The following is a 24953-nucleotide window of genomic DNA, read 5'->3' as shown; positions in this document are numbered from 1 at the left end:
CGTATATCCCATTGACATATCCCGCCTGGAAACTAGCATGCCACCCATCAGCCACCTGAAGGGAGGTTCGTCATGGAACAAGGCTCCGTTTTCCAGAGCAATCGCAGCCAGGCCATCCGCCTCCCCAAAGCGGTGGCATTACCTGATGAAGTGAAACGCGTCGATGTGGTCGCCGTGGGGCGCACGCGCATCATTACCCCGGCTGGCGAGTCCTGGGATAGCTGGTTCGACGGCGACAATGTCTCCGCCGACTTCATGAGCGAGCGGGAACAGCCTGCCGATCAGGAGCGCGAGGGTTTCTGATGCTGAAGTACTTGCTGGATACCAACATCTGCATCTTCACCATCAAGAACAAACCCGAAGCCGTGCGCGAGGCCTTCAACCGCCATCACGGTCAGCTCTGCATCAGTTCGGTGACCTTGATGGAGTTGATTAACGGCGCAGAGAAGTCCTCGGCACCGGAAAGCAACCTCGCGGTTGTGGAAGGGTTCGCTGCCCGGCTGGAGGTTCTTTCCTACGACTCCGGCGCCGCTGCACACACCGGTCAGTTGCGCGCCGAACTGGCGAAAGTCGGAAAACCCATTGGCCCCTACGACCAGATGATTGCCGGACACGCTCGCTCCCTGGGCCTGATCCTGGTCAGCAATCACCTGCGCGAGTTCGAGCGCGTGCCAGGGCTACGCATCGAGGATTGGGTCTCGGCGTAGGCCTCAGCCCGCTTCCTGCTCCGGCTCTTCGGTCTGGGCAATGAACTCCAGCATCTTCTCGCTGCCGTCCAGCAGGTCGGCATGGATCGCCTCGCGGGCCGCGGCGCCGTTGCGTTCGCGCAGGGCGCGCAGAACATCCCAGTGGTGCTCGATGGCCATGCGTTCGCTGAAGTCGGCGTAGGCCTGGGCAATCAGCGGGCCGGTACGCATCCACAGGCTGTCGAGGAAGGCGCGCAGCAAGGGCATGCCGGCGATATCGGCGAGGGCGAAGTGGAAGGCCTGGTTGAGCTTGAGCGCTGACGCCATGTCCTCGGCGTGGATTGCGTCGAGGTTCTCGCGGATATTGGCTTCCAGTTCGTCGAGCTGTTTATCACTGGCCCTCGAGGCGGCGGTCTCGGCAGCCAGGCCTTCGAGCGCCACACGGATGCTGCGGATCTCCAGGTACTGCTCGCGGGTGAGCAGCGGCACGCGGATGTCCCGCGGGGTCTTGAGCACCAGCGCCTGTTCCTTGGCCAGCTGCAGGATGGCATCGCGCACCGGGGTCACACTGGTGCCCAGTTGCTGCGCCAGGTCTCGGATGCGCAGGCGGTCGTCCGGCTTGAAACGGCCGGTGACCAGCGCCTCGCGCAGCAGCGCGTAGACGCCGCTGCCCAAGTAGGAGTGTTTCAGGCCATCGATCGGGTAGTTCATCGCTTTCTCATCGCGTGCTGCGGCATTTCCGGCGCGCATGATGCGGACTGAGCGCGCGCGATGCCAGCGGGATCACACATGCTGGCCGCCGTTGACGTGGATTTCCGCGCCATTCACGTAAGACGCGCCACTGGTGCAGAGGAAGTGGATCAACGAGGCGACCTCCTCCGGCTTGCCCAGGCGGTGCATGGGAATGTCGCGCTCGACGATCAGTTCGGTACCCGACGACAGGATCGCCGTGTCGATCTCCCCCGGCGCAATGGCATTGACGCGCACACCGTGCGGGCCGAAATCATGGGCCATCTCGCGGGTCAGCGCCGCGAGCGCAGCTTTCGAGCAGGCGTAGGCGGCGCCAGCAAACGGGTGCACACGGGAGCCGGCGATAGAGGTGACGTTGATCACCGAGCCCTTGGCCGCCTTCAGTTCGTCGAACAGCCCGCGCGCCAGCAGCGCAGTGGAGAACAGGTTGACGTTGAACACCTTGAGCCAGGTGCCGTAGTCGCTGCCCAGCACGCCCAGGCGCTCGCCTTCCGGCCCCTTGGGCGAGATGCCAGCGTTGTTCACCAGCGCATGCAGCGAGCCGCCGAGCTTCTCGCGGATCATCGGCAGGCTGGCCTGCACGCTGTCGATGTCCTCCAGGTCCAGGTGGATGTGGTTGATCAGCCCTTCGGCCCAGGGGCATTCGGCGCTCCAGTCCTGGCGCGAGGCGGTGAACACGCGCCAGCCGGCGGCGTTGAAGTGCTTCACCGTGGCATGGCCGATGCCGCGGCTGGCGCCGGTGAGCAACAGGGTGCGGGTCTGGTTCATGGTGCTTCCCTCTCTATGCTGAGCCACTAATCCGAGCCGCAATCTTGAGCGCGCGATCGGTGGGTGTCCGTGAAGCGATGGCGCCAATAAAAACATGATGCATCATGTTTTGGAAGGTGTTTTAATCGGCCCAGCTTGGTCCTACAACCAGCTGCCCGAACAACAACAAGAAACGGAGCACTTTCCCATGAACGACCTCACCAGTTCCGCCCGTTCCTCTCCCTGATTTCCGAGGGCAGGCAATCGGCCTTTCAGCTCGGGCCGACGCCGAGCCCCACTCTTGAAGCTGCCCTCTTATTCATGGGCCGGATTGGCCCGCTCAGGAGTCATCGCATGTTCAAGAAAGCCGTAGCACTGATGATGTTGGCCGGCGGCGCCGCCCAGCTCCATGCCGAAACGCTCACCGTGGTGTCCTTCGGTGGCGATAACAAGGTGGCCCAGGAAAAGGCCTTCTACAAACCCTTCGAGCAGCAGGCCAAGGTCACCGTCCAGGGCGCCGAGTACAACGGCGAGATGGCCAAGATCAAGGTCATGGCCGACACCGGCAAAACCAGCTGGGACGTGGTCGAGGTGGAATCCCCGGAACTGATGCGCGGCTGCAGCGAAGGTCTGTTCGAGCAGCTCGACTGGTCGAAGCTGGGCAAGCGCGAGGACTTCCTCGACGCCGCCGTGAGCGACTGCGGCGTGGGCATCTTCATCTGGTCCACGGTGCTCACCTACGACGCCAAGAAGCTCGCCAGCGCGCCGACCGGCTGGGCCGACTTCTGGGACGTGAAGAAGTACCCGGGCAAACGCGGCCTGCGCCGTGGCGCCAAGTTCACCCTGGAGTTCGCCCTGGAAGCCGACGGTGTGAAGCAGGCTGACCTGTACAAGGTACTGAGCACCAAGGAAGGCGTGGACCGCGCGTTCAAGAAACTCGACCAGATCAAGCCGTACATCCAGTGGTGGGAAGCCGGCGCACAACCGCTGCAGTGGCTGGCCGCCGGAGACGTGGTGATGACCAGCGCCTACAACGGCCGCGTCGCCACCGCGCAGAAGGAAGGCCGCGACTTCGCCATCCAGTGGAACGGCAGCATCTACGACCTGGACCACTGGGCCATCGTCAAGGGCAGCCCGAAGAAGGAACTTTCCGAGCAGTTCATCGCGCTGGCCAACAAGCCTGAGCACCAGAAGGTCTTCGCCGAGAACATTCCGTACGGCCCGACCAACAAGAACACCATCCCGCTGATCGATGCGGCCATCGCGCCGAAGCTGCCCACCGCGCCGCAGAACCTGGAGAACGCGCGCGCCATGGACACCGAGTTCTGGATCGACCACGGCGAGGAGCTGGAAACACGCTTCAACGCCTGGGCGAGCAAGTAAGCCGATGACGCCTGCCCGGCCCCGCGCCGGGCAGGCAAACCTGCCTCACCCAAGCCCCCCGAACCCGCATGACCGCCGTACCCGCAATACCCCGCTGAACCCTGTGGGACCCGTTACCCCTGCTGGAGATGTACCCGTGCCCCTCAATACCGCTCCCGTCCACGACCACCTGCTGGAAGCGGCCCCCGCCCAGGTGAGCGACGCCCAGGCCGCCGCCATCGCCGAGGAGTACTTCGGCCAGCGCGGTACGCTGCACCGCCTCGCCGGTGAACGCGACCTGAACTTCCACATCGCCCACGGCCATGGCGACGACCGCCTGCTGAAGCTTTCTCACCCGCTGGAAGACCCGCAGGTGGTGGACTTCCAGACCCGTGCCCTGCTCCGCGTCGAAGCCGAAGATCCGACCCTGGCAGTACAGCGCGTGTATCCCGCGCTGAACGGCGAACACCAGATTCCTCTGGTCGTCGACGGTCAGCCGATGATTGCCCGGCTGTTCTCCTTCGTCGACGGCGTTCCGCTGCACCGTGTGCCGCAACGCAGCCGCGCCCTGCGCGAAAATCTTGGCGATGATCTGGCCCGCCTGGGACTGGCGCTAAAGGGGTTCGAGCACCCGGCCACAGCCGGCCACGAACTGCTCTGGGACCTCAAGCACGCCTCGCGTCTACGCAACCTGCTGACCTACATCGACGACCGCGACCAGCGCGCGCTGGTCGAGCGTTTCCTCGACAACTTCGAGCGCCACGCCCTGCCCCGTCAAGCGACCCTACGCGCGCAAGTCATCCACAACGACCTCAACCCGCACAACGTCATCGTCGACGCGCAGCACCCCGACCAGGTGCGCAACATCCTCGACTTCGGCGACATGGTTCACGCGCCACTGATCAACGACCTCGGCGTTGCCGCCGCCTACCAGGTGGGCGAGCCCGACGCGCCGCTGGCCACCGCCTGCGAGATGATCGCCGCCTACCACCGGCGCTGCCCGCTGCTGGCCGAGGAACAGGAAATCCTCGCCGACCTGATCGCCACGCGGCTGATCATGACCCTGAGCATCACCGCCTGGCGCGCCAGCCTGCACCCCGAGAACCGCGACTACATCCTGCGCAACACCCGCCACGCCTGGCAGAGCCTGCAAGGCCTGGCCGGCCTCAGCCGGGAGCAGGCGCAGGAGCAGATCGTCGCCGCCTGCAACCACACTCGCGCGAATCAACAGGAGCCCCGCCCATGACCATGCCCAACGGATTCAGCGCCGCCGACGCGCAGCGCCTGAGCGAACAGGAGCGCAGCCTGATCGAGCGCCGCGCGCGGCTGCTCGGCCCGGCCTACCGGCTGTTTTACGAACGCCCGCTGCACACCGTGCGCGGCGAAGGTGTATGGCTCTACGACAACCAGGGCAACCGCTACCTCGACGCTTACAACAACGTCGCCTCCATCGGCCACTGCCACCCGCGCGTGGTGAAGGCCATCGCCAGCCAGGCGGCGGTGCTGAACACCCACACCCGCTACCTGCAGGAAGGCATCCTCGACTACGCCGAAGACCTGCTCTCCACCTTCCCCGCCGGCCTGGATCAGGTGATGTTCACCTGCACCGGCAGCGAGGCCAACGACCTCGCCTTGCGCATCGCCCGCCAATACACCGGCGGCACCGGGGTAATCATCACTCGCTTCGCCTACCACGGCGTCACCGGCACCATTTCCGAGTTGTCGCCGTCTCTCGGCTCCGGCATCGCCCTCCCCGCCCACGCCCGCACCGTGATTGCGCCGGACGCCTACCGGCTGGGCGCGGAAAACGTCGGCAAGCTGTTCGCCGATGACGTGCGCGCCGCCATCGCCGACCTGCGCGCCCACGGCATCAAACCCGCCGCGCTGCTGCTGGACGGCATCTTCGCCAGCGACGGCGTGCTGGCCGATCCGGCCGGCTTCCTCGCCGAAGCGGTGAAGGTCGCCCAGGACGAAGGCCTGCTCTACATCGCCGACGAAGTGCAGAGCGGCTTCGCCCGCACCGGCGACGCCATGTGGGGCTTCCAGCGCCACGGCGTGCAACCGGACCTGGTCACCCTCGGCAAGCCCATGGGCAACGGCCAGCCCATCGCCGGCGTGGTGGTGCGCCCGGAAATTCTCGAAAGCTTCGGCCGCGAGGTGCGCTACTTCAACACCTTCGGCGGCAACCCGGTGTCCTGCGCGGCGGCCCAGGCGGTGCTCGACGTGATCCGCGACGAAAAACTGCAGGAGCGCTCCCAGCACATCGGTGCCTTCCTCGCCGACGGCATCCGTCAGCTGGCCTCCCGCCATGAACTGATCGGCGACGTACGCGGCGCGGGCCTGTTCCTCGGCGTCGAACTGGTCACCGACCGCGCCTCGAAGTCACCCGCCGCCAACCAGACCCGCCAGGTGGTCAATGGCATGCGCGAGCGTGGCGTGCTGATCAGTGCGGCCGGCCCGCTGGAGAATATCCTGAAGATCCGCCCGCTGCTGGCCTTCGAGCAGGAGCACGCCGAGCTGTTCATCGACTGCCTGGACAAGGCACTGAAGGACGTTACCGCCTGACATTTTTGTCTTTCAGAAATGACGCGGGCCGCGATGAACACTCATCGCGGCCCGTTTCGTTTTTGCAGGGGGAAGAGTCAGAAGCGTACGCCAACGTTGACCATGGCCGCCGCATTACCCAATACCACCAGTTCGGCACCGACCGGGCCGAAGTGGGCGCCGACCGAAGGGATGATCGCCGGAGCCACGCCGTAACGGTTCAGCGGAATCTTGTTGCGGTACTCGCCGCGATAGCCCTGCAGCGCGCCGCCGGTCACCTTCGCGTAGAACGGCGTGCCTTCCCAGTCGTAGCGCTTGCCGGCGTAGACGTAATTGGAACGCTGGCTGAAGGAGTTCTTGAAGGTCGCGCCACCCCAGACCAGGCCATCGGCGCGGTTGCGTTCCAGGCCGATCAGTTCTTGGTGGTTGTTGTGGTCCGGGTCGTTACTCCAGTGGGTGGTATAGACGCTGGTCTGCAGGTACCAGAAGCCCCCGTCGTCGGCCATGGCGGTGCCACAGCCGAGCAGGATCAGCGCGGCAATCAGCAGGCGGCGCATGGTGCGTCCTCCGCTCAGATGGTGACGCGGCTGGCGCCGTTCACGCTCATGATGCGCACGCGATCACCAATGCGGAACTGCTGGTTGGCGTCCACCGCCTGGACATAGGCGCGGGTGCCGCCGTCATCCTCGCGGACCACGATCTCCACGCCCTGGGTACGGGTGATGCCCTCTTCGACCGCCGAGCCCGCCGCGCCACCAGCGACGCCGCCGAGGATGGTGGTGATGGCCTTGCCGCGACCGCCACCGATGGAGTTGCCAGCGATACCGCCAACCGCCGCGCCGGCCAGGGTGCCGATGGGGGTCTTGGTGCCTTCGATTTGCACCGGGCGCAGGGATTCGATGGTGCCCATGCGCACGCTCTGCACGGCGCGGGCGTCAGCACGGGAGTAGGAAGAACCCGACAGGTTGGAAGCGCAGCCGCTCAGCAGAGCGGCGCTGGCAAACAGGGCAGTCAGAAGCAGAGTGGGACGGTTCATGGTGGTGTCCTCGGAAGGCTCTCAAAAGTGATGGAGAAAGCCTAACGATCGGTCCCTGAACTCCCCCTGAACCCTCCCTGTACCATCGCTGAACGAAGCTGAACGAAATGTCTGTCAGCTCTCCAGGGCAATCAGCTGCATCCGGCTGCGCTCGAACCAGCGCAGCAGGTAGTCCGCCAGCAGTTGCGTGCGGCGCGGCAGGCGGCTCTGGTACGGGTGGATGAGGAACACCGGTTGGGTTCGGGTCTGGTAGTCGCGCAGCAGCCAGACGAGGCTGCCTTCAGCCAGTTCCTGCTGAATCATGTAGGACGGCAGCCGGCTGATCCCGGCGCCGGCCAGTGCCGCCTTCTTCAGCAGGGTGTAGTGGTTGCTCGCCAGCAGACCGCCCACCGTCACCCGGAACAGTTCGTGGTGACGCTGGTAGAGCCACACGTCGCTGTCCTGATAGTGGGTGTTCTGCAGGCAGGAGTGCCGAGCCAACTCCGCCGGCGTCTCGGGCAAACCGTGCTCTGCGAGGTAGCCCGGCGTTGCGCAGGTGAACTCCTGCAGGGCGAACAGCGGCCGGGCCACCAGCCGCTCGTCCACTGCCAGGCTGCCGGAACGGATAGCCAGGTCGAAGCCATCGGCTACCAGGTCACGACGCTCATTGGACAGGTCCAGCTCCAGGCGGATGTCCGGGTACTGGCGGGAAAACTCCATCAGCCAGGCATCGAAGAAGGTCTCGCCCAGCGACACCGGCACGCTCAGCCGGACCTTGCCCTGCGCCTCCTCCTGCAACGCCAGCACCGCCTGCCGTGCCCGCACGGCCTGAGCGTTGAGTGCCTGAGCCTCGGGCAACAGCGCGGCGCCCGCAGCGGTCGGCGACAGGCGCCTTGTGGTGCGGTGCACCAGGGTCGCGCCCAGCGCCTGCTCCAGCGCCGCAATTCGCTTGGACAGCTGGCCCTTGCTGCAACCAAGCCTCTCCGCAGCGCAGGTAAAGCTGCCGCATTCGAGCAACACAGCGAAGGCGGAAAGGTCTTGCAGGTCGCCGGCAATTGTTTCCATATAAAAACCAAAGGTTATCGATTAGACGGATTATCAAAACACAAAGCCACTCTAGACTGAATTCACTTCAGCCAAACCACCCCCCAACCTCTGAGTGGAGAGCCCCATGAAAATCATCCTGATCGGCGCCAGCGGCACCCTCGGCCAGGCCGTCGCCAACGAACTGGCCCCGCGCCACGAGATCATCCGTGTCGGCCGCAGCAGCGGCGACTTCCGTGTCGACATCACCGACAGCGCCTCGATCCGCGCGCTGTTCGAACAGGTCGGTGGGTTCGACGCGCTGATCAGCGCTGCCGGCAAGGTGCACTTCGGCGCACTGGCGGAAATGGGCGAGGCGGAAATGGCGGTCGGCCTGAAGGACAAGCTGATGGGCCAGGTGAACCTGGTGCTGATCGGCAGCCAGTACGCCAACGACGGCGCCTCCTTCACCCTCACCACCGGCATCCTCAGCGAGCAGCCTATTGTGCTGGGCAGCTCCGCCAGCCTGGTCAACGGCGCGGTGGAAGGCTTCGTGCGCAGCGCCGCCCTGGAACTGCCGCGCGGCCAGCGGATCAACGCGGTGAGCCCGAACGTGCTGGTGGAATCGATGGAGGGCTACGCGCCGTTCTTCCGAGGCTTCAAGCCGGTACCGGCCGCCGACGCCGCGCTGGGCTTCGCCCGTAGCGTGGAAGGCAAGCAAAGTGGGCAGGTGTACAAGATCTGGTGACCTACGATTCTGGTGACGTTTCGGCGCCGCCTCGGTTCGCGAGCAAGCTCGCTCCTACGAAAAGCATTGCGTCACGCTGGGCCCTGTAGGAGCGAGCTTGCTCGCGAACCATCGCCTACTCGGTCTTGCCGGCGTAGCAAACGGGCGAGCTGCCCTCGCCCTGCTTCTCCAGTTCATCTTCCAGAAACTCCGCCAGCACCTGGGCGTTGTTGTGCTCCTCGTCCTTGGCCGCATAGAGCAGCGTCAACGTGCCCTTGCGCGCCAGGTCGAGCAAGCCCATCCAGTGTTCCGGGTGAGCATTCAGCTCGCTGTGATAAGCCTTGCGGAAATCCTCGAACAGGCTCGGATCGTGGTGGAAGCGCTGGCGCAGTTCATTGGACGGCGACGCCTCCTTGGCCCACTGTTCCATGTGCAGGTCTTCCTTGCGAATCCCCCGTGGCCACAGGCGGTCCACCAGCACCCGCTGGCCATCTTCCTGCGCCGCCGGTTCGTAGGCACGCTTGCAACGAATCATCCGAAATCCTCCTCGTCCGTGGCATTACCCTTGAGATGACCGGCTGCGCTGGGTAACGTGGGCCCACTTTCGAGGGAGCCCGTTCCATGCGATCCAGCCGTTTCATTCTCTTCAGCCTGCTACCCCTGTTCGCCGCCTGCCAGGTATGGACGCCGAACAAGACCGATCTTAACGCCTCCACCCGCCTGCAGGGCGAACTGAGCCGGCTGGACGGCAAGCTGGTGTTCCGCAGCTGCACCGAGCAGCGCCGCTTCAGCATCGAGGACACCGGCAACACCGGCCTGCCCCGCGATGCGCTGGAGATGTTCAACGACGGCGCCACGTCGCTGTACGCCGACCTGCGCGGCAGCTTCAGCGGCAGCAGCGCCCAGGGCACCGACGGCAAGCTGGAAGTCGCCAAGGTCTATCGCCTGCAGAACGAAGGCTCGGGTTGCGACGACCCGAACTTCAAGCGCGCAGTGGTGCGCGCCCACGGCAACGAACCAGGCTGGAGCGTGCTGGTGAACAGCCAGGGCATGCTGATCGAGCAGCCGGGCAAGAAATCCCAGGCGCTGCCCTACATCGCCGAAGGCGTACCTGACGGCAGCACCAGCTATTCCAGCGAGGCCAACGGCGAGAAGGTCGAGTTGTGGGTCGCCCCGGCACGCTGCCAGGACAGCATGAGCGGCGCCCTGAGCAACCTCTCCGCCGAACTGCGCCTGGACGACAAGGTCATGCGCGGTTGTGCGTATCCGGGTGGCTCCAGCGGCGATTGATCGCCCCCGCACAGGACCTCCAGACAACGTAGGAGCGGACTCCGTCCGCGATGGGTATCCGGCGCGATTCGGGCCAATCGCGGACAAAGTCCGCTCCTACGCCCCCTGTTAGACCGTAGGGCGGCCTTTAGACCAGCAGCCCCGCGGAGTTCAGCCGCGCCTTGAGCACGGCGAATTCCTCGTCGTACTCCCAGTACGCCAGCCGGCCGTCGCTGGCGGTCACCAGCACGTACTTCTCGCTGATCGACTGGATGCGCTCGACGCGCACCAGCTTCTCGACGAAGTCCGGATCGGAGACCTGCTCGATCACCTCGCGGTTCTGCTCGTCATAGCCATGCATGATGAACGCCGCGCGCACCTTCAGGCTGATGAAGCTCATGCTGATCCTCCCTGGACGGCCGCATCGGCGGCGTGCAAGGCGTGAAGCGCGGTGGTGTCGAACAGCGGCACCGAGGCGTCCGCCGGACCGACCAGCAGGGAGATCTCAGTGCAGCCGAGGATCACCGCCTCGGCGCCCTGCTCCACCAGCGCGGCGATGATGCGCCGGTACTCTTCGCGCGACTCCTCGCGAATCCGTCCCAGGCAGAGCTCCTCGTAGATGATCCGGTGCACCACCTGGCGGTCGGCTTCGTTCGGCGTCAGTACCTTCAGCCCGAACCTGTCCACCAGGCGATCCTTGTAGAAGGCCTGCTCCATGGTGAAGCGTGTGCCCAGCAGGCCGACCGTGGAAACGCCCGCCGCGCGGATCGCCTCGGCGGTCGGGTCGGCGATGTGCAGCAGCGGGATATCCACCGCCGCCTCGATGGCCGGCGCCACCTTGTGCATGGTGTTGGTACAGAGCACGAGGAAATCCGCACCCGCCGCCTTGAGCGAACGGGCCGCGTCAGCCAGCAAACGCCCTGCAGCATCCCAGTCGCCGACGTGCTGCAGACGCTCGATCTCGTGGAAGTCCACGCTGTAAAGCGCGAGCTTCGCCGAATGCAGGCCGCCCAGGCGTTCCTTGATGCGTTCGTTGATCTGCCGGTAGTAGGGAATGGTCGACTCCCAGCTCATGCCGCCGATCAGGCCGATGGTCTTCATGCTTCCCTCCACAGGAATCACTCCAGTCCGATACAGGGCAGATCGTCGGGCAACGCCGCGCCATGCTCGGCGCACTGGCGCACGGCCTCGATCAGCGGATCGAGGTCGAAGCCCTGGGAGATCAGCCACAGCGGGTTGTAGTAGGTCGTTTCGTAGCGCTCGCCGCTGTCGCAGAGGATCGCCACCACCGAGCCACTTTCACGCCGCGCCACCATCTGCCGCGCCACCAGCAGCGCACCGATCAGGTTGGTACCGCTGGAGCCGCCCACATGGCGGCCCAGGCGCTGGGCCAGGTAATGCATGGCCGCCAGGGAGAGGTCATCGGGCACCTTGCAGCAGGCGTCGAGCACGTTGGGCAGGAAGGAGGCCTCCACGCGCGGGCGACCGATTCCTTCGATACGCGAGCCGTAGCTCAGGGTCAGGTCGCGGTCGCCGGTTTTATAGGAGTCGAAGAACACCGAGCGCTCGGCGTCGGCGCAGAGCACGCGGGTTTCGTGTCGGCGATAGCGGGCGAAGCGCCCCAGGGTCGCCAGAGTGCCGCCGGTGCCGGGGCTGGAGACCAGCCAGGACGGTTCGGGGAAGCGCTCATGGCGCATCTGCTGGAAGATCGACTCGGCGATGTTGTTGTTCGCCCGCCAGTCGGTGGCGCGCTCAGCGTAGGTGAACTGGTCCATGAAGTGGCCGCCGGTTTCCCTGGCCAGGCGCTCGGACTCCGCGTAGATCTGCGTCGGGTCCTCCACCAGGTGGCTCTGGCCGCCATAGAAGGCGATCTGCGCGATCTTCTCCTTCGAGGTGCTGGCCGGCACCACGGCAATGAACGGCAGGCCGAGCAGCCGCGCGAAATACGCCTCGGAGATCGCCGTCGAACCGCTGGACGCCTCGATTACCGGAGCGCCTGGTTTCAGCCAGCCGTTGCACAGCGCGTAGAGGAACAGCGAGCGTGCCAGGCGGTGCTTGAGGCTGCCGGTGGGGTGGCTCGACTCATCCTTGAAGTACAGGTCCACACCCGGCAGGCCGGGCATGTCCAGGGGGATCAGGTGGGTATCGGCGCTGCGCTGGAAATCCGCTTCGATGATGCGGATCGCCTCGCGGGTCCAGTTGCGTTCCTGGGCGGACATGTCGTGTTCTCCTGGCAGGGCAATCGATTCAGTAGGTTCAGTCCAGCACACCGGCGGGCGCTGTGGGCGGCGCGCTGCGCCACTGGCTGAGGGCGACGCCGACGAAGACCAGCCCGGCCGCCAGCGCCTGCTGGCCGCTGAGCAGTTCGTCGAGGAACATCGCCGCGAAAATCAGGGTGAACACCGGGATCAGGTTGATGAAGCCAGTCGCCTGGCTCGCCGGCAGGCGGCTGACGCCGAAGTTGTACAAGCCATAGGCACCCACGGTCACCACGCTACCCAGGTAGATCAGCGCGAACCAGCCGCTCGGGCCAGGCGCCGACGGCAGCCCGGAAGTGCCCAACGCCAGCGGCAGGAAGAACACCGAGCCGATGAACGCCTGCATGGCGGTCAGGATGAAGGGCGAGTAGCGCGCCGACAGGTGCTTGAGCAACAGGGTGTAGCCGGTGGCGCAGAGCATCGCCAGCAGCTCGTAGAAATTGCCCAGCAGCGGGTTGGGCGCATGGCGGTCCGGCTCGCTGGCCAGGGTCAGCCAGAGCGAGCCGAGCACCGCCAGACCAAAGCCCAGCCAGGTGTTGCAGGCGATCTTTTCCTGCAGCAGGAAGTACGCGCCGACAGCCACCAGCAGCGGCAGCAACGCCGTGATCATGCCGGCCTGCGCGGCGCTGGTCTGCTGCAGCGCCAGGGACTCGAAGATGAAATACAGACAGGGCTCGCAGGCGGCCAGCGCCAGCAGCCACTTCCAGTCGCCAGGGCGGTAGTCGATGCGGCCGCGCCAGCGCCAGGCGGCGAGGAAGATCAGGCTGCCCAGGGCCATACGGGCGAAGATCACCCACATGGCCGGCATTTCCTGGAAGGCGAACTTCAGCGCGATGAAGGAACTGCCCCAGAGCGCCATGGCCAGCACCAGGCACGCGAGGGCGAACGGCCGGGATTGCTGCACGGGACGCTCCAGTCAAAAGGTCCCCGGAGTATAGGAGGCACGCACCGGCGGCCGACAGGTACAGAATCGTGGGGAAACTGTATGGGCCGGATTCGAACTGCAGGAGCGAGCTTGCTCGCGAACAAACTCACCGGCGGCTCCGGCGCCAGGGCGGTTCGCGAGCAAGCTCGCTCCTACGAAGAGCAACACCGCTCTGGCTCTGAAAGGCTTCCAGAAAAACACCCGCACGCGCCGAATGCCCCGTTCAGGAGGCCTCGTTGAATTGGAGTTTCAGGGGTTGAGCGACATGGATGTCGCGAGAGCGGCGATGGGCCAGGGATGGCCCTTCGCCGGGGGACGCCTAGTTCGTGCCCCTGAAACTTCAATTCAACGAGGGAATTTTTCGCCTAAGCGAAAAACCGGATGTCCGGGGCAAGCCTTTTGGTTACTTTTTGGGGGGCGGCCTTCCGTCGTTTGGAAAAGTAACTCGCCCGAGGGGGCGAAACGAGAAGCCCACGCGCACGCCGAAGCGACGCAGAACACCCAATCCAGAAGCATCGCCAACAAGACTCCAAATCAGTCCCAGGGCTTACCCTTGGTCCCCCGCTCCACCGGCACGCGCTGCTGCATCGCCGCCTTGGCCAGCAGGTGCGCACTGACCGGCGCAGTGATGAACAGGAACACGGTGATCAGCACTTCATGCAGGCTGACACCCTCACCGTGGGTGCTGAAGTACAGCAGCGAAGCCAGCACCACGCCGCCCACGCCCAGGGTCGAAGCCTTGGTCGGTGCGTGCAGGCGCGTATAGAAATCCGGCAACCGGTACAGGCCGATGGCGCCGAGCAGAGCGAACAGGCTCCCCGCCAGCAACAGCAGGCAAACCAGCGCTTCGACGATCATTTCGCCATTCATTCGATGATGTCTCCACGCAGCAGGAACTTGCACAGCGCCACGGTGCTGACGAAGCCCATCACCGCGATCAGCAGCGCCGCCTCGAAGTACAGGCCGCTGCCCTTCCAGATGCCGAACAGCACGATCAGCGCGATGGCTTCCACCGACAGGGTGTCCAGCGCGAGGATGCGGTCCGCCACCGACGGCCCGCGAATCAGCCGCGCCACGGTGAGCAACACGGCGATGCCCAGCAGCGCCAGGCAGATCGGAATCACGATGCCGAGCATGCGAACACCTCCTTCAGCGGCGCCTCGTAGCGCGCCTTGATGTCCGCCACCAGCGCCTGCGGGTCCGGCACGTCGATGCCGTGGACCAGCAGCGTGCGGCGGTCGGCGGAGAGGTCGGCGGAACAGGTGCCCGGTGTCAGGGTGATGACGCTGGCAAGAATGCTGATGGCCAGGTCATCGGTGAGCTCCAGGGGAATCTCGACGAAGCCCGGTTGCAGGTTCGCCTTCGGCCCCAGCACCAGCCTGGCGACCTGCAGGTTGGCCACGACGATGTCGTAGAGCACCAGGCCGATGAAGCGCAGCAACAGCCCCGGCCGCTGGATGCGCGGGGCAGCCAGCAGCAGGTTGCGGCACAGCAGCGGGATCGTCAGGCCGAGGAACGCGCCGAGCAGCCAGTGGCCAAGGGAGAAATCGTTGACCAGCAACAGCCAGCTCAGCAGCAGCACGCCACTGAGCAGCGGGTGCGGAAGGATGCGCCGGATCATGCGCCACCTCCCAGCAGGATCGCCTGGCGGTAGAGCCCGGCGTCGAGCAACTGCGCGGCGGTGGCCTGTGCGTAAGTGATCAGCGGACGTGCCGCGATCACCATCAACAGCGCGCCGGCGAGCAGCCCGAAGGTCGCCAGCATCTTCACCGGCTCGCGGTTGGCGCTACCCAGCACGCTCAGGCCAGTACGCCAGAACAGTGTGCTGCCCGCGCGACTCAGCGCAACGATAGTCACTAGCCCGCTGGCCAACACCACGCTCCACAGCGCGATGGCCTCGCTGCCCCCACTCACCGAGCGCAACAGCATCAGCTTGCCGAGGAAGCCCGAAAAGGGCGGCAGGCCGGCGACCGCGATAGCGCCGAAGAAGAACGCGCCGCCCAGCAGATGGGGTTGCAGCAGCGCCGGTCCCTGTACCAGACGGCCGCCCTTCTCGCCGCGTTGGCGGGCGATCAGGTCGGCCAGCAGGAACAGCCCACCGGCCACCCAGATGCTGTGCAACAGGTAGTAGAGCGCGGCGGACAGCGCCGCCGGCGTGCCCAGCGCGATGGCTGCCAACAGCGTCCCGGCCGAGACCACCACCAGGTACGACAGCAGGCCCTGCAGCGTGGTCGCCGCCAACGCACCCAGCGCACCGGCGACTATCCCGGCCAGCGCCAGCGGCCACAGCCAGGCTTGCGCCAGGTTCGCCAGTTCGCCGGCCTGCTCGCCGAAGATCAGCGTGTAGACCCGCAGGATCGAATAGATACCGACCTTGGTCATGATCGAGAACAGCGCCGCCACCGGTGCGCTCGCCTCGGCATAGGCCCTGGGCAGCCAGAAATACAGCGGCAGCAGCGCGGCCTTGAGGCCAAACACCACCAGCAGCAACAGCGCTGCCGCGCGCACCAGCGGTGCCTGCTCTGCACTCAACTGCGCCACGCGCTCGGCCATGTGCGCCATGTTCAGGGTGCCGGTGATGCCGTAGAGCGTACCCACCGCGAGGAGGAAGAACGCCGAGCCGACGAGGTTGAGCACCACGTAGTGCACACCCGCGCGCACCCGCCCTGCCCCGCCGCCATGCAGCAGCAGCGCGTAGGAGGCGATCAGCAGGATCTCGAAGAACACGAAGAGGTTGAACAGGTCGCCGGTGAGGAACGCACCGTTCAGGCCCAGCAGCTGGAACTGGAACAATGCATGGAAGCGCTTGCCGCGCTTGTCGTCGCCACACACCGCGTAGATCAGCGCCAGGCTGGCGAGCAACGCGGTGCCAGCAATCATCAGCGCGCTGAGGCGATCCAGCACCAGGATGATGCCGAATGGCGGCTGCCAGTTACCCAGCGCGTAGAACTGGATCGTGCCGCTGTCGGCCTGCTGCAGCAGCACGGCGGAAAGCGGCAGCAGCGCCAGGGTCGCGAGCAGCGACAGGCCACGCTGCAGACGTTCTCCCACGAGCAGCAGCGCACAACCGGCGAACAGCGGAAGCAGGACAGGAAGAATCAGCCAGTGGTTCATCGGCTTTCACCCCCTTCGCCGCCATCGACATGATCGCCGCCGGTTTCCGCCAGCCCACGCAGGGCCAGCACGATGACGAAGGCCGTCATGGCGAAGCCGATGACGATGGCGGTCAGTACCAGCGCCTGGGGGATCGGGTCACCGGCGTTGGCGACCTGGCCGATCACCGCCGGGTCGCCGGCCAGCCGGCCCATGGCGAAGAGGAACAGGTTGACCGCGTACGACAGCAGGGTCAGCCCCAGCACCACCGGGAAGGTACGTGCGCGCAGCAGCAGATACACGCCGCTGGCGGTCAGCAGGCCGAGGGCGATGGCGAACAGCGCTTCCATCAGTGCGCCTCCTTGGACAACGGCTCGGGAGGTGCGGTGAGTGAACCCAGGCCCGAGAGGATCAGTAGCGTCGCGCCGACCACGGTGAAGTACACCCCGAGATCGAAAAGCATGGCGGTGGCCAGTTCGATATCGCCCACCAGCGGAATGTGGAAGTGGCCGAACGCCGAAGTGAGGAACGGGAAGCCGAAGAACCAGGCGCCCAGCCCGGTCAGCCCGGCGATCAGCACGCCGAGGCCGGCAAGGCGGCTGTAGTCCAGCGGCAGGCGCGTGCTCACCCAGCGGCCGCCACAGGCGATGTACTGGAGGATCAGCGCCACCGAAGTGATCAGCCCGGCAATGAAGCCGCCACCCGGCAGGTTGTGCCCGCGCAGGAAGATGAACACCGAGACCAGCAGCGCCAGCGGCAGCAGCAGGCGCGACAGCGTGGCGAGGATCGGCGGGAAGCGGTCTTTCGCCCAGGCGCGGCCTTCGTCGTCACTCTCGCGGCGCAGCAGGCGCAGGCCGTCGAGCAGCGCAAAGATGCCGACCGCGGCAATCGCCAGTACGGTGATCTCGCCAAGGGTATCGAAGCCACGGAAGTCCACCAGGATCACGTTCACCACGTTGTGACCGCCGCCACCGGAGACGCTGTTCTCCAGGTAATACCCGGCGATGCTGTCGTAGGGACGGGTGAGCACCGCGTAGGTCAGCAGCGTGACCATCACGCCAGCGCCGATGGCGATCAGGAAGTCGCGTAGACGGCGCAGGCTGCTGGAAGACTTCGGCGTGCGTGCCGGCAAGTAGTAGAGCGCCAGCATCAGCAGGACCATGGTCACCACCTCTACCGACAGTTGCGTGAGCGCGAGGTCAGGTGCGGCGAAGCGGGCGAAGGCCAGCGCCACCAGCAACCCGGCGATGCTGAGGATCACCAGCGCGGTCAGGCGCTGGCGATGGAACCAGACGGTGAGCGGCCCGGCGATGGCGAGCAGGACCAGACCCAGCGCGGTGATGCCATCCAGCGGCGTCTGCGCCCGATCACCGGCAATGCCCGGCAGCGGCGCGAGGCCGGCGAACACCACCACCACGGCGGCCAGCACCAGCAGCATGGCATAGCGCTGCAGCGAGCCATTCTCCAGATAATCGGTGACACGCACGGCGAAACGCACCACACGCTGCACCTGCTGCTCGAACACCAGTTTGGCGTCCATTGCCGGCAGCCCGGCGTACCAGTCGAACAGCGGCTTGCGCAGGACATAGAGCAGCACGCCACCCGCGGTGGCGAAAAAGCTCATCACCAGCGGCGCGTTGAAGCCATGCCAGATCGCCAGGCTGTACTCGGGCAGCGCGCCGTTCAGGCTCGACGCGGCGGCGCCGGCCAGCAGCGGGCCGACGGTCAGCGACGGCAGCACGCCCACCAGCAGGCAGATCAGCACGAGAATTTCCACCGGCACCTTCATATAGCGCGGCGGCTCGTGGGGATTCGGGTTCGGCAGGTTGATCGGCTCGCCGTTGAAGAACACGTCGTGGATGAAGCGCACCGAGTAGCTCACCGAGAACAGCGCGCCCACGGTCGCCAGCGCCGGAATCAGCCAGTTGAAGCTGCCCATCATGTTCTGCGCCAGCGTCTCGCCGAAGAACATCTCCTTGCTGAGGAAGCCGTTGAGCAGCGGCACGCCGGCCATGGACGCCGAGGCAACCATCGCCAGCACGGCGGTGTGTGGCATGTACTTCCACATGCCATTGATGCGGCGCATGTCGCGGCTGCCGGTCTCGTGATCGATGATCCCGGCGGCCATGAACAGCGAGGCCTTGAAGGTGGCGTGGTTGATGATGTGGAAGATCGCCGCGACGTTGGCCATGGGCGAATCCAGGCCGAACAGCAGGGTGATCAGGCCCAGGTGGCTGATGGTCGAGTAGGCCAGCAGGCCCTTGAGGTCGTTCTGGAACAGCGCCATGAAGGCGCCCATCAGCAGGGTCGCGAGACCGGTCAGGCTGACCAGGTAGAACCACAGGTCGTTGCCCGACAGCAGCGGGTACAGGCGCGCCAGCAGGAACACGCCGGCCTTCACCATGGTTGCCGAGTGCAGGTAGGCCGATACCGGTGTCGGCGCCGCCATCGCGTGAGGCAGCCAGAAATGGAACGGGAACTGCGCGGACTTGGTGAACACACCCAGCAGCACCAGGCACAGCGCCAGCGGGAACAGCGGGCTAGCCTGCAGCACCTCGCGGGCGCCGAGCACCGTGGAGAGTTCGAAGCTGCCGACCACATGGCCGATCAGCAGGATGCCGGCGAGCAGCGCCAGGCCGCCGCCACCGGTGACCGCCAGGGACATGCGCGCGCCCTTGCGGGCATCCGAGCGATGGCCCCAGAAGCCGATCAGCAGGAACGACGACAGGCTGGTCAGCTCCCAGAACACCAGCATCAGCAGCAGGTTTTCGCTGAGCACCACACCGAGCATGGCGCCCATGAACAGCAGCAGGAAGGCGAAGAAGCGCCCCGCTGGCTCCTTCTCGGACAGGTAATAGCGGGCGTAGAGGATCACCAGCAGGCCGATGCCGAGGATCAGCAGGGCGAACAGGAAGCCCAGGCCGTCCAGGCGCAGGCTGAGATTCAGGCCCAGCTCCGGCAGCCAGTCCAGGCGCTGGACCTGCGCTTCGGCACCCAGTACCGAGCGCTGGCCCATCAGCAGGATCAAGCCCAGCAGTGGCACCAACCCGGTGGCGGCGGCGCAGGCGGTACGGCCGAAACGCTCGGCCAGCAGCGGCAGCAATACCCCGAAGAAAGGCAGCGCGATGATCAGCGCCAACGTCATGACCCACTCCTTTTCACCGCAGGACGGCGTACAGACAGGCAACCCCGCGCACAGGCGATCGGCTTGCAAAGGCGACGATTATCCATATCTATCGATTCTGCGTCATGGATTGAATTATTACGAAAATGCAAGCTTGAGCCGCGCCCGACTTGAGCTACGGCGAATTTTCCGGTCCCCCAAACGATAGCGCGCGACAGTCGATCCGACTGTCGCGCGCTGGTTTTCGCTGGCTGCCAAGAACCGGGCAGCCGGTGGCCGGTCAGTGAGCGACGCGGCTGGTACCGTTGACGGTGAGGATGCGCACGCGCTCGCCAACGCGGAACACGGCGCCTTCGTCGACCTGCTGAACGTAGGCGCGGGTGCTGCCATCGTCTTCGCGAACGGTGATTTCCACGCCCTGGGTACGGGTCAGGCCTTCTTCGGTCGCTGCACCGAGCAGGCCACCCGCCACAGCACCGATGATGGCGGTGACATAGCTCCCCTTGCCGCCACCGATGGCGCTGCCGCCGATACCGCCAACGGCGGCGCCGGCAACGGAGCCGATCGGGGTCTTGGTGCCTTCGATCTTCACCGGGCGCAGGGCCTGGATGGTACCCATGCGAACGTTCTGCACGGTACGTGCTTCTTCGCGGGTGTAGGTGTCGCCGGTCAGGCTGGACTGGCAACCGCCGAGGGTCATGGCCAGGGCGGCGAAAGTCACGGCGATCAGGGCAGTTTTACGCATTAGGGAACCTCCGAGTAGGGCTACGACTATTAGACTCCGACGGCAGCCCGCCTGTCACGCCAGGTCATGAAACAGCTGATCTCGATTCAGCTTTCGTACAGTTTGTGCCATATCCGCCGAAAACGCCTGCCGTGGCGCAGTTTTTCGTAGCGGAAGATCGGTTAGGCTGACGGCCGCACAAGGAGCTGCACGAATGGACTACTTCATCATCATCGTCGTCACCACCGCCGCCGGGCTGTATTTCCACTGGTGGATCTACTGGCGCATCCGCCGCTGGATGGACCGCGACCTGGCGCTGTCGCTGGCCGGCGATGACCCGCACAAGCGCAGCTACCTGCTCGAACGCCTGGCCGATGCCAAGCGCCAGAAGGTGAAGCGCCGCGACCTGCCCGACTGGCTGCAGCGCGCCGCCGACGACTACCGCGCGGCCTGAGCCAGCGACCAGAAACGCGCCAGGGCCTCGGCGCGGTTTTCCAACTCCTGCGCTGCCCGTGCGCAGGCATCGGCCAGGGTGATCGGCCCCGGCGCCAGGCTGAAGGCCGCCTCGATGCCGACCTCACGCAACTCGGCCAGTCCCTCGCCGACGCTGCCCGCCAGGGCAATCACTGGCACACCTGCACGACGGGCGACATGAGCCACACCCACCGGCGTCTTGCCGTGCAGGCTCTGGCCATCCAGTCGCCCTTCCCCGGTAATCACCAGTGAGGCGCCGGCCAGCGCCGGCTCCAGTTCCGACAGCTCAGCGATCAGTTCGATGCCCGGACGGAAGCGCGCCTTGAGGAAAGCCCGGCAGGCGAAGCCCAGACCACCCGCCGCACCGACACCGGGGAACAGGCTGTGATCCTGCCCGAGGGCCAGTGCAGCGATTTCGGCGAAGCGCTTGAGCGCGGCATCCAGCTGCTGCACCTGCGCCGGATTTGCTCCCTTCTGCGGGCCAAACACGGCTGAAGCGCCCTGCGGGCCGCACAGGGGATTGTTCACGTCGGCGGCCACTTCGACCTCGACATCGCTCAGCCGCGGGTCAAAGTTCGACAGGTCGATCCGTTCCAGCTCCGCGAGTTGTGCGCCGCCGGCGCCCAGCTCCTGGCCGTGGCCATCGAGGAAACTCGCGCCCAGCGCCTGCAACAGGCCGAGCCCGGCATCGTTGGTAGCGCTGCCGCCCAGGCCGATGATGACTTTCTTCGCGCCGGCATCCAGCGCTGCGCGGATCAACTCTCCGGTGCCACGGCTGGTGGTACGGGTGGCGTCGCGCTGGCCTTCGGGCACCCAATGCAGGCCGCTGGCGGCCGCCATCTCGATCACCGCCGTAGCGTCTTCCAGCCAGCCCCAATGGGCGATTACCGGTTGCTCCAGCGGGCCGCAAACTGCCAGCTCGCGGCGCTCCCCTGGTCGCGCCGCCAGCACGGCGTCCACCGTGCCTTCACCGCCATCGGCCATGGGCCGCAGCAGGGTTTCGTCGCCAGGCCGCGCGCGCAGCCAGCCACGGGAAATGGCCTCGGCGACCTCGGGGGCAGAGAGGCTTTCCTTGAAGGAGTCGGGGGCGATGACGACTTTCATGGGGCAGGTCCGTTGTGCGGGAGGATGGAGGGCATCCTACACCGCAGCACGGTTCTCTCGATGTGCGTAGGAGCGGACTCTGTCCGCGATTGGTCCGATTCGCGACGGAAACCATCGCGGACAGAGTCCGCTCCTACGCCACGCTCAATTTCTGGACAGGCTCAGGGCGCCAGTCGCTCGCGCACCCAGGCGCCATTCTCGTTGCGGAAATTCAGGCGGTCGTGCAGGCGGCTCGGGCGACCCTGCCAGAACTCGATGCGGCTCGGCAGCAGGCGGAAGCCGCCCCAGAAGTCCGGGCAGGTGGGCGCCGTGTCGGCGAAACGCTGTTCGGTTTCGGCGAGCAACTGCTCCAGCTCGCCACGGCCGTCGATCACCCGGCTCTGCGGCGATGCCCAGGCGCCCAGGCGGCTGCCCAGCGGGCGCACGCGGTAATAGGCGGCGGACTCTTCCGGGGACACCTTCTCGACCTGTCCCTCGATGCGCACCTGACGCTCAAGTGCCGGCCAGAAGAAGGTCATGGCTGCGCGCGGGTTTTCCCCGAGCTGCTGGCCCTTGGCGCTGTCGTAGTTGCTGAAGAAGGTGAAACCGCGCTCGTCCAGCCCCTTGAGCAGGAGCACACGGCAGTGCGGCTGGCCATCGGCGTCCGCCGTGGCGAGCATCATCGCGTTGGGTTCGACCGGCAGTTGCTCGGTCTTCACCGCGTCCTCGAACCACTGGTTGAACAAGCTGAACGGCTCGGCGGGCGCCTGGGCCTCGGTCAGTCCGTCACGGGTGTATTCGCGGCGCATATCGGCCAGGGTCTGAGCCATCGGAAATCTCCTGCAGAAGAAGCCCGTAAGCTTATCCAGACTTGCGCCGTCGCGCTTGATCCACGACAAACGTCATTCCGCGCGGAACGACGTTTGTCGCGCACAGGATCAGTTGGCCTTGGCCAGCGCCAGCAGGCTGGTGCGCTGGGTCAGCAGCACTTCGACGCGGCGGTTCAGCGCGCGACCTTCGGCGCTGGCGTTATCGGCACGCGGCAGGCTGGAGCCAACACCCTTCAGGCGCAGGCGATCGGCGCCCAGGCCGCTGAGACGGAAGATCGAGGACACCGCCTGGGCACGCTGCAGGCTGACCTTGTCGTTGAGCGCCTTGTCGCCAGAGCTGTCGCTGTGGCCGAGCACCAGCACGCCGCTTTCCGGGTCGTTCTGCAGCATCTTCGCCACATTGCCCAGCGGTGCCAGGGTGATCGGCAGCAGCAGTTCAGGGCGCTTGGGGTTGAAGGAACCTTCCACCGGCGCGATCAGCACCAGGGCGTTCTCGCGGCGCTCGACGCTGAACTTGCTGCCGGCGACCGCGGCGCGCAGGGACTTCTCGTGCTGGTCCAGCCATTCCTTGCTGACCTTGACGTCCTGCGGTTTGGCAGCCTTATCGGCACCCGGCTTGCTCTCGCTCACACCGAACGGCCACCACCAGTGGCCACCGGGCTGCTGGCTGCCGGCGGCGGCGACCTTGGCGGCTTCGACGGGTTTTTTCTCTGGCACGGGAGCCGCGGCGTTCACTTCCTCGTCGCCGCCGAAGGGCCACCACCAGTGGCCGCTGCCGGGTTTGACGGCCGCCGCAGCGCTTTCCGTGGTGTTCGCCGAGTCCTTGGCCTGATCCTGAGACTGGAACTGGCTGCAGGCGGAAAGACCGACGCACAGCGCAAGGGTGGAGACTTTCAGCGAATTCGAGAACAGCGGGGTCATGGGAGCGATTCCATAGGGCCGAACATGAAGGGAGGCTGGGGGCAACCGGCAGACAGCCGCGCCCCAACTTCAGCAATCAGCTTAAAAGTTGAGCATAACTTACTCAGTTGGAACGAGATTTTAATCCCGAACTGACGAGCGGCAGCTGAACCAAACCTGTCCGGCCACCGGGATAAGCAGACGCCCTTTCGAAGGCCTAGCGGGGGGAAGGTTCCTCCCGCTCGTCGCTACAGGCAGTCGCCGGCGAGGCGCGCCAGGCGCTGCGCGCGCGGGTCCATCAGCACGTAGGGGCCGAGGGTGTTGACGACGAAACCCAGCGCCAGCTCGCGCTCGGGGTCGGCGAAACCAATGGAGCCGCCGGCTCCCGGATGCCCGAAGGCTTGCGGGCCGAGGCCGTAGGTGGCGTTGGCGACACTGGGCTGGTCGAGCATGGTGCCCAGGCCGAAGCGGGTGCTGGTCAGCAGCGTGCGGTCGTCACCCTGCGCGTGCTCACGGGTGAGTTCGGCCAGCAGCGCTTCGTCCAGCAACTTGCCCTGCAGCAGACCACTGTAGAAGCCGGCCAGCGAGCGTGCATTGCCGTGGCCGTTCGCCGCCGGCTGCGACATGCGCCGCCATTCCGGCTTGTTGGTGCTGGTGAGCACCGAGGGCGGATTGGTGAAAGCTCGGGTAGAAAGCGCGGCGGCGTCGGTCATCATGGTGCGTAGCAGACGTTGTGCGGCGGCATCACCCAGATTGCCCTTGCCGCGAGCGATGTGCGCAACACGATGGAACTCGGCGTCATCCAGGCCGATATGGAAATCCAGCCCCAAGGGTTTGGCCGTGCGCTCGACGATGGCCGCGCCCGGCTCGCGCCCATCGACTCGGCGGATCACTTCACCAATCAACCAGCCATAGGTGATGGGCGCGTAGCCGTGCTCGGCACCCGGCGTCCACCAGGGTGTTTCGGCGGCCAGCGCCGCGGTCATGGTCGGCCAGTCATACAGCGCTTCGGGCGCCAGCGGCTCGCGGATCGCTGGCAAGCCCGCGCGGTGGCACAGGAGTTGGCGCACGGTGATGTTCTGCTTGCCGGCCTGCTCGAACTCCGGCCAGTAGCGCGCCACCGGAGCGTCCAGGTCCAGGCGGCCCTCGCCCACCAGTTGCAGCGCAGCGACGGCGGCGAAGGTCTTGGTGCAGGAGAACAGGTTGAGCAGCGTGTCGGCCTGCCAGTCCTGGCCCGGATCCTTGCCCGCGCTGCCGGCCCAGAGATCGACCACGGTCTCGCCGCCGATCTGAATGCACAGCGCGGCGCCGCGTTCCTGCGGGTCTTCGAACAGCGCACTGAAAGCATCGGCAACGGGGGTGAAGCGCGGATCGCAGTGGCCGTTCAGGGTCATCTCAAACTCCAGAAATGCACATACT

At 65.8% G+C, this 24953-nt stretch carries 29 protein-coding genes; 8 read left to right on the top strand and 21 right to left on the bottom strand.

What is annotated here, in order from left to right:
- The first annotated feature begins 72 nt into the window (after positions 1-72).
- Entirely contained in the window at positions 73-303 is a 231-nt protein-coding gene (gene vapB, locus CTR55_RS01080; RefSeq protein WP_296283705.1) for a type II toxin-antitoxin system VapB family antitoxin, read from the top strand.
- Positions 303-707, top strand: a complete 405-nt coding sequence (vapC, locus tag CTR55_RS01075) for a tRNA(fMet)-specific endonuclease VapC (protein ID WP_296283704.1) — start codon at positions 303-305, stop codon at positions 705-707. The genes vapB and vapC overlap by 1 nt, the downstream gene beginning before the upstream one ends.
- A gap of 3 nt (positions 708-710) precedes the next feature.
- Here vapC and CTR55_RS01070 read toward each other — a convergent pair whose 3' ends face one another.
- Entirely contained in the window at positions 711-1397 is a 687-nt protein-coding gene (locus CTR55_RS01070) for a GntR family transcriptional regulator (RefSeq protein WP_296283703.1), read from the bottom strand.
- A 72-nt stretch (positions 1398-1469) separates the two neighbouring features.
- Entirely contained in the window at positions 1470-2204 is a 735-nt protein-coding gene (locus tag CTR55_RS01065) for an SDR family oxidoreductase (protein WP_045209895.1), read from the bottom strand.
- 333 nt (positions 2205-2537) lie between these two features.
- Here CTR55_RS01065 and CTR55_RS01060 point away from each other — a divergent pair, with 333 nt between their 5' ends.
- The 3 genes from CTR55_RS01060 (at position 2538) to CTR55_RS01050 (ending at position 6110) form a co-directional block, all read left to right on the top strand.
- Complete coding sequence (locus CTR55_RS01060; protein ID WP_296283702.1) at positions 2538-3566, top strand: ABC transporter substrate-binding protein; 1029 nt, start codon at positions 2538-2540, stop codon at positions 3564-3566.
- 136 nt (positions 3567-3702) lie between these two features.
- Positions 3703-4791, top strand: coding sequence for a phosphotransferase (locus tag CTR55_RS01055; RefSeq protein ID WP_296283701.1), 1089 nt, complete (start codon positions 3703-3705; stop codon positions 4789-4791).
- Positions 4788-6110, top strand: coding sequence for an aspartate aminotransferase family protein (locus tag CTR55_RS01050; RefSeq protein ID WP_296283700.1), 1323 nt, complete (start codon positions 4788-4790; stop codon positions 6108-6110). Before CTR55_RS01055 ends, CTR55_RS01050 begins: the two co-directional genes overlap by 4 nt.
- Positions 6111-6187: 77 nt before the next feature.
- Here CTR55_RS01050 and CTR55_RS01045 read toward each other — a convergent pair whose 3' ends face one another.
- The 3 genes from CTR55_RS01045 to CTR55_RS01035 form a co-directional block, all read right to left on the bottom strand.
- Complete coding sequence (locus tag CTR55_RS01045) at positions 6188-6646, bottom strand: sn-glycerol-3-phosphate transporter (protein ID WP_296283699.1); 459 nt, start codon at positions 6644-6646, stop codon at positions 6188-6190.
- Between the two features lie 14 nt (positions 6647-6660).
- On the bottom strand, positions 6661-7125 hold the full coding sequence (locus CTR55_RS01040) for a glycine zipper 2TM domain-containing protein (RefSeq protein WP_296283698.1): 465 nt from the start codon (positions 7123-7125) through the stop codon (positions 6661-6663).
- A gap of 114 nt (positions 7126-7239) precedes the next feature.
- The gene (locus CTR55_RS01035; RefSeq protein ID WP_296283697.1) at positions 7240-8169 is read right to left on the bottom strand and encodes a LysR family transcriptional regulator; all 930 of its coding nucleotides are present in this window, start codon (positions 8167-8169) and stop codon (positions 7240-7242) included.
- Positions 8170-8275: 106 nt separating this feature from the next.
- On the opposite strand from CTR55_RS01035, the gene CTR55_RS01030 reads away from it, so the two are divergent.
- Positions 8276-8875, top strand: coding sequence for a short chain dehydrogenase (locus CTR55_RS01030; protein WP_296283696.1), 600 nt, complete (start codon positions 8276-8278; stop codon positions 8873-8875).
- Between the two features lie 115 nt (positions 8876-8990).
- Here the strand turns inward: CTR55_RS01030 and CTR55_RS01025 are convergent, their stop codons facing one another.
- Positions 8991-9389, bottom strand: coding sequence for a DUF488 domain-containing protein (locus CTR55_RS01025; RefSeq protein ID WP_296283695.1), 399 nt, complete (start codon positions 9387-9389; stop codon positions 8991-8993).
- Between the two features lie 86 nt (positions 9390-9475).
- Here CTR55_RS01025 and CTR55_RS01020 point away from each other — a divergent pair, with 86 nt between their 5' ends.
- The gene (locus CTR55_RS01020) at positions 9476-10144 is read left to right on the top strand and encodes a hypothetical protein (RefSeq protein WP_296283694.1); all 669 of its coding nucleotides are present in this window, start codon (positions 9476-9478) and stop codon (positions 10142-10144) included.
- 127 nt (positions 10145-10271) lie between these two features.
- Here the strand turns inward: CTR55_RS01020 and CTR55_RS01015 are convergent, their stop codons facing one another.
- From CTR55_RS01015 to CTR55_RS00965, 11 genes are all read right to left on the bottom strand, one after another.
- The gene (locus CTR55_RS01015) at positions 10272-10523 is read right to left on the bottom strand and encodes a hypothetical protein (RefSeq protein WP_296283693.1); all 252 of its coding nucleotides are present in this window, start codon (positions 10521-10523) and stop codon (positions 10272-10274) included.
- Positions 10520-11224 (bottom strand): aspartate/glutamate racemase family protein, encoded by a 705-nt coding sequence (locus tag CTR55_RS01010; protein WP_296283692.1) that lies wholly within the window; start codon positions 11222-11224, stop codon positions 10520-10522. The genes CTR55_RS01015 and CTR55_RS01010 overlap by 4 nt, the downstream gene beginning before the upstream one ends.
- Before the next feature lie 17 nt (positions 11225-11241).
- Positions 11242-12342, bottom strand: a complete 1101-nt coding sequence (locus CTR55_RS01005; RefSeq protein ID WP_296283691.1) for a PLP-dependent cysteine synthase family protein — start codon at positions 12340-12342, stop codon at positions 11242-11244.
- A 37-nt stretch (positions 12343-12379) separates the two neighbouring features.
- Positions 12380-13285 (bottom strand): DMT family transporter, encoded by a 906-nt coding sequence (locus CTR55_RS01000; RefSeq protein WP_296283690.1) that lies wholly within the window; start codon positions 13283-13285, stop codon positions 12380-12382.
- A 555-nt stretch (positions 13286-13840) separates the two neighbouring features.
- Positions 13841-14176, bottom strand: coding sequence for a Na+/H+ antiporter subunit G (locus tag CTR55_RS00995; protein WP_296283689.1), 336 nt, complete (start codon positions 14174-14176; stop codon positions 13841-13843).
- A complete protein-coding gene (locus CTR55_RS00990) occupies positions 14173-14442 on the bottom strand; it encodes a K+/H+ antiporter subunit F (protein ID WP_138520768.1) in 270 nt (89 codons plus the stop codon). The genes CTR55_RS00995 and CTR55_RS00990 overlap by 4 nt, the downstream gene beginning before the upstream one ends.
- A complete protein-coding gene (locus tag CTR55_RS00985; protein ID WP_296283688.1) occupies positions 14427-14927 on the bottom strand; it encodes a Na+/H+ antiporter subunit E in 501 nt (166 codons plus the stop codon). Before CTR55_RS00985 ends, CTR55_RS00990 begins: the two co-directional genes overlap by 16 nt.
- Complete coding sequence (locus tag CTR55_RS00980; RefSeq protein WP_296283687.1) at positions 14924-16420, bottom strand: monovalent cation/H+ antiporter subunit D; 1497 nt, start codon at positions 16418-16420, stop codon at positions 14924-14926. Before CTR55_RS00980 ends, CTR55_RS00985 begins: the two co-directional genes overlap by 4 nt.
- The gene (locus tag CTR55_RS00975; protein ID WP_296283686.1) at positions 16417-16749 is read right to left on the bottom strand and encodes a Na+/H+ antiporter subunit C; all 333 of its coding nucleotides are present in this window, start codon (positions 16747-16749) and stop codon (positions 16417-16419) included. The genes CTR55_RS00980 and CTR55_RS00975 overlap by 4 nt, the downstream gene beginning before the upstream one ends.
- Entirely contained in the window at positions 16749-19544 is a 2796-nt protein-coding gene (locus tag CTR55_RS00970; RefSeq protein WP_296283685.1) for a monovalent cation/H+ antiporter subunit A, read from the bottom strand. Before CTR55_RS00970 ends, CTR55_RS00975 begins: the two co-directional genes overlap by 1 nt.
- A 259-nt stretch (positions 19545-19803) precedes the next feature.
- Positions 19804-20268: a glycine zipper 2TM domain-containing protein gene (locus tag CTR55_RS00965; protein WP_045209875.1), complete on the bottom strand. Its 465-nt coding sequence runs from the start codon at positions 20266-20268 to the stop codon at positions 19804-19806.
- A gap of 193 nt (positions 20269-20461) precedes the next feature.
- Here CTR55_RS00965 and CTR55_RS00960 point away from each other — a divergent pair, with 193 nt between their 5' ends.
- Entirely contained in the window at positions 20462-20701 is a 240-nt protein-coding gene (locus CTR55_RS00960) for a hypothetical protein (protein ID WP_296283684.1), read from the top strand.
- On the opposite strand, the gene CTR55_RS00955 is transcribed toward CTR55_RS00960, so the two are convergent.
- The 4 genes from CTR55_RS00955 to CTR55_RS00940 form a co-directional block, all read right to left on the bottom strand.
- A complete protein-coding gene (locus CTR55_RS00955) occupies positions 20686-21825 on the bottom strand; it encodes a glycerate kinase (RefSeq protein ID WP_296283683.1) in 1140 nt (379 codons plus the stop codon). The two genes, CTR55_RS00960 and CTR55_RS00955, sit on opposite strands and share 16 nt — an antisense overlap.
- Positions 21826-21986: 161 nt before the next feature.
- On the bottom strand, positions 21987-22634 hold the full coding sequence (gene pdxH / locus CTR55_RS00950; RefSeq protein WP_296283682.1) for a pyridoxamine 5'-phosphate oxidase: 648 nt from the start codon (positions 22632-22634) through the stop codon (positions 21987-21989).
- Between the two features lie 108 nt (positions 22635-22742).
- A complete protein-coding gene (locus CTR55_RS00945) occupies positions 22743-23555 on the bottom strand; it encodes an OmpA family protein (protein ID WP_296283681.1) in 813 nt (270 codons plus the stop codon).
- A 227-nt stretch (positions 23556-23782) separates the two neighbouring features.
- The gene (locus CTR55_RS00940; RefSeq protein WP_296283680.1) at positions 23783-24928 is read right to left on the bottom strand and encodes a serine hydrolase domain-containing protein; all 1146 of its coding nucleotides are present in this window, start codon (positions 24926-24928) and stop codon (positions 23783-23785) included.
- Positions 24929-24953: the final 25 nt, after the last annotated feature.

Source organism: Pseudomonas sp. (assembly GCF_002796985.1).
Classification (GTDB): domain Bacteria; phylum Pseudomonadota; class Gammaproteobacteria; order Pseudomonadales; family Pseudomonadaceae; genus Pseudomonas.
The sequence above is the reverse complement of the archived record's forward strand: the minus strand, read 5'-3'. Positions and strand labels throughout refer to the sequence as shown.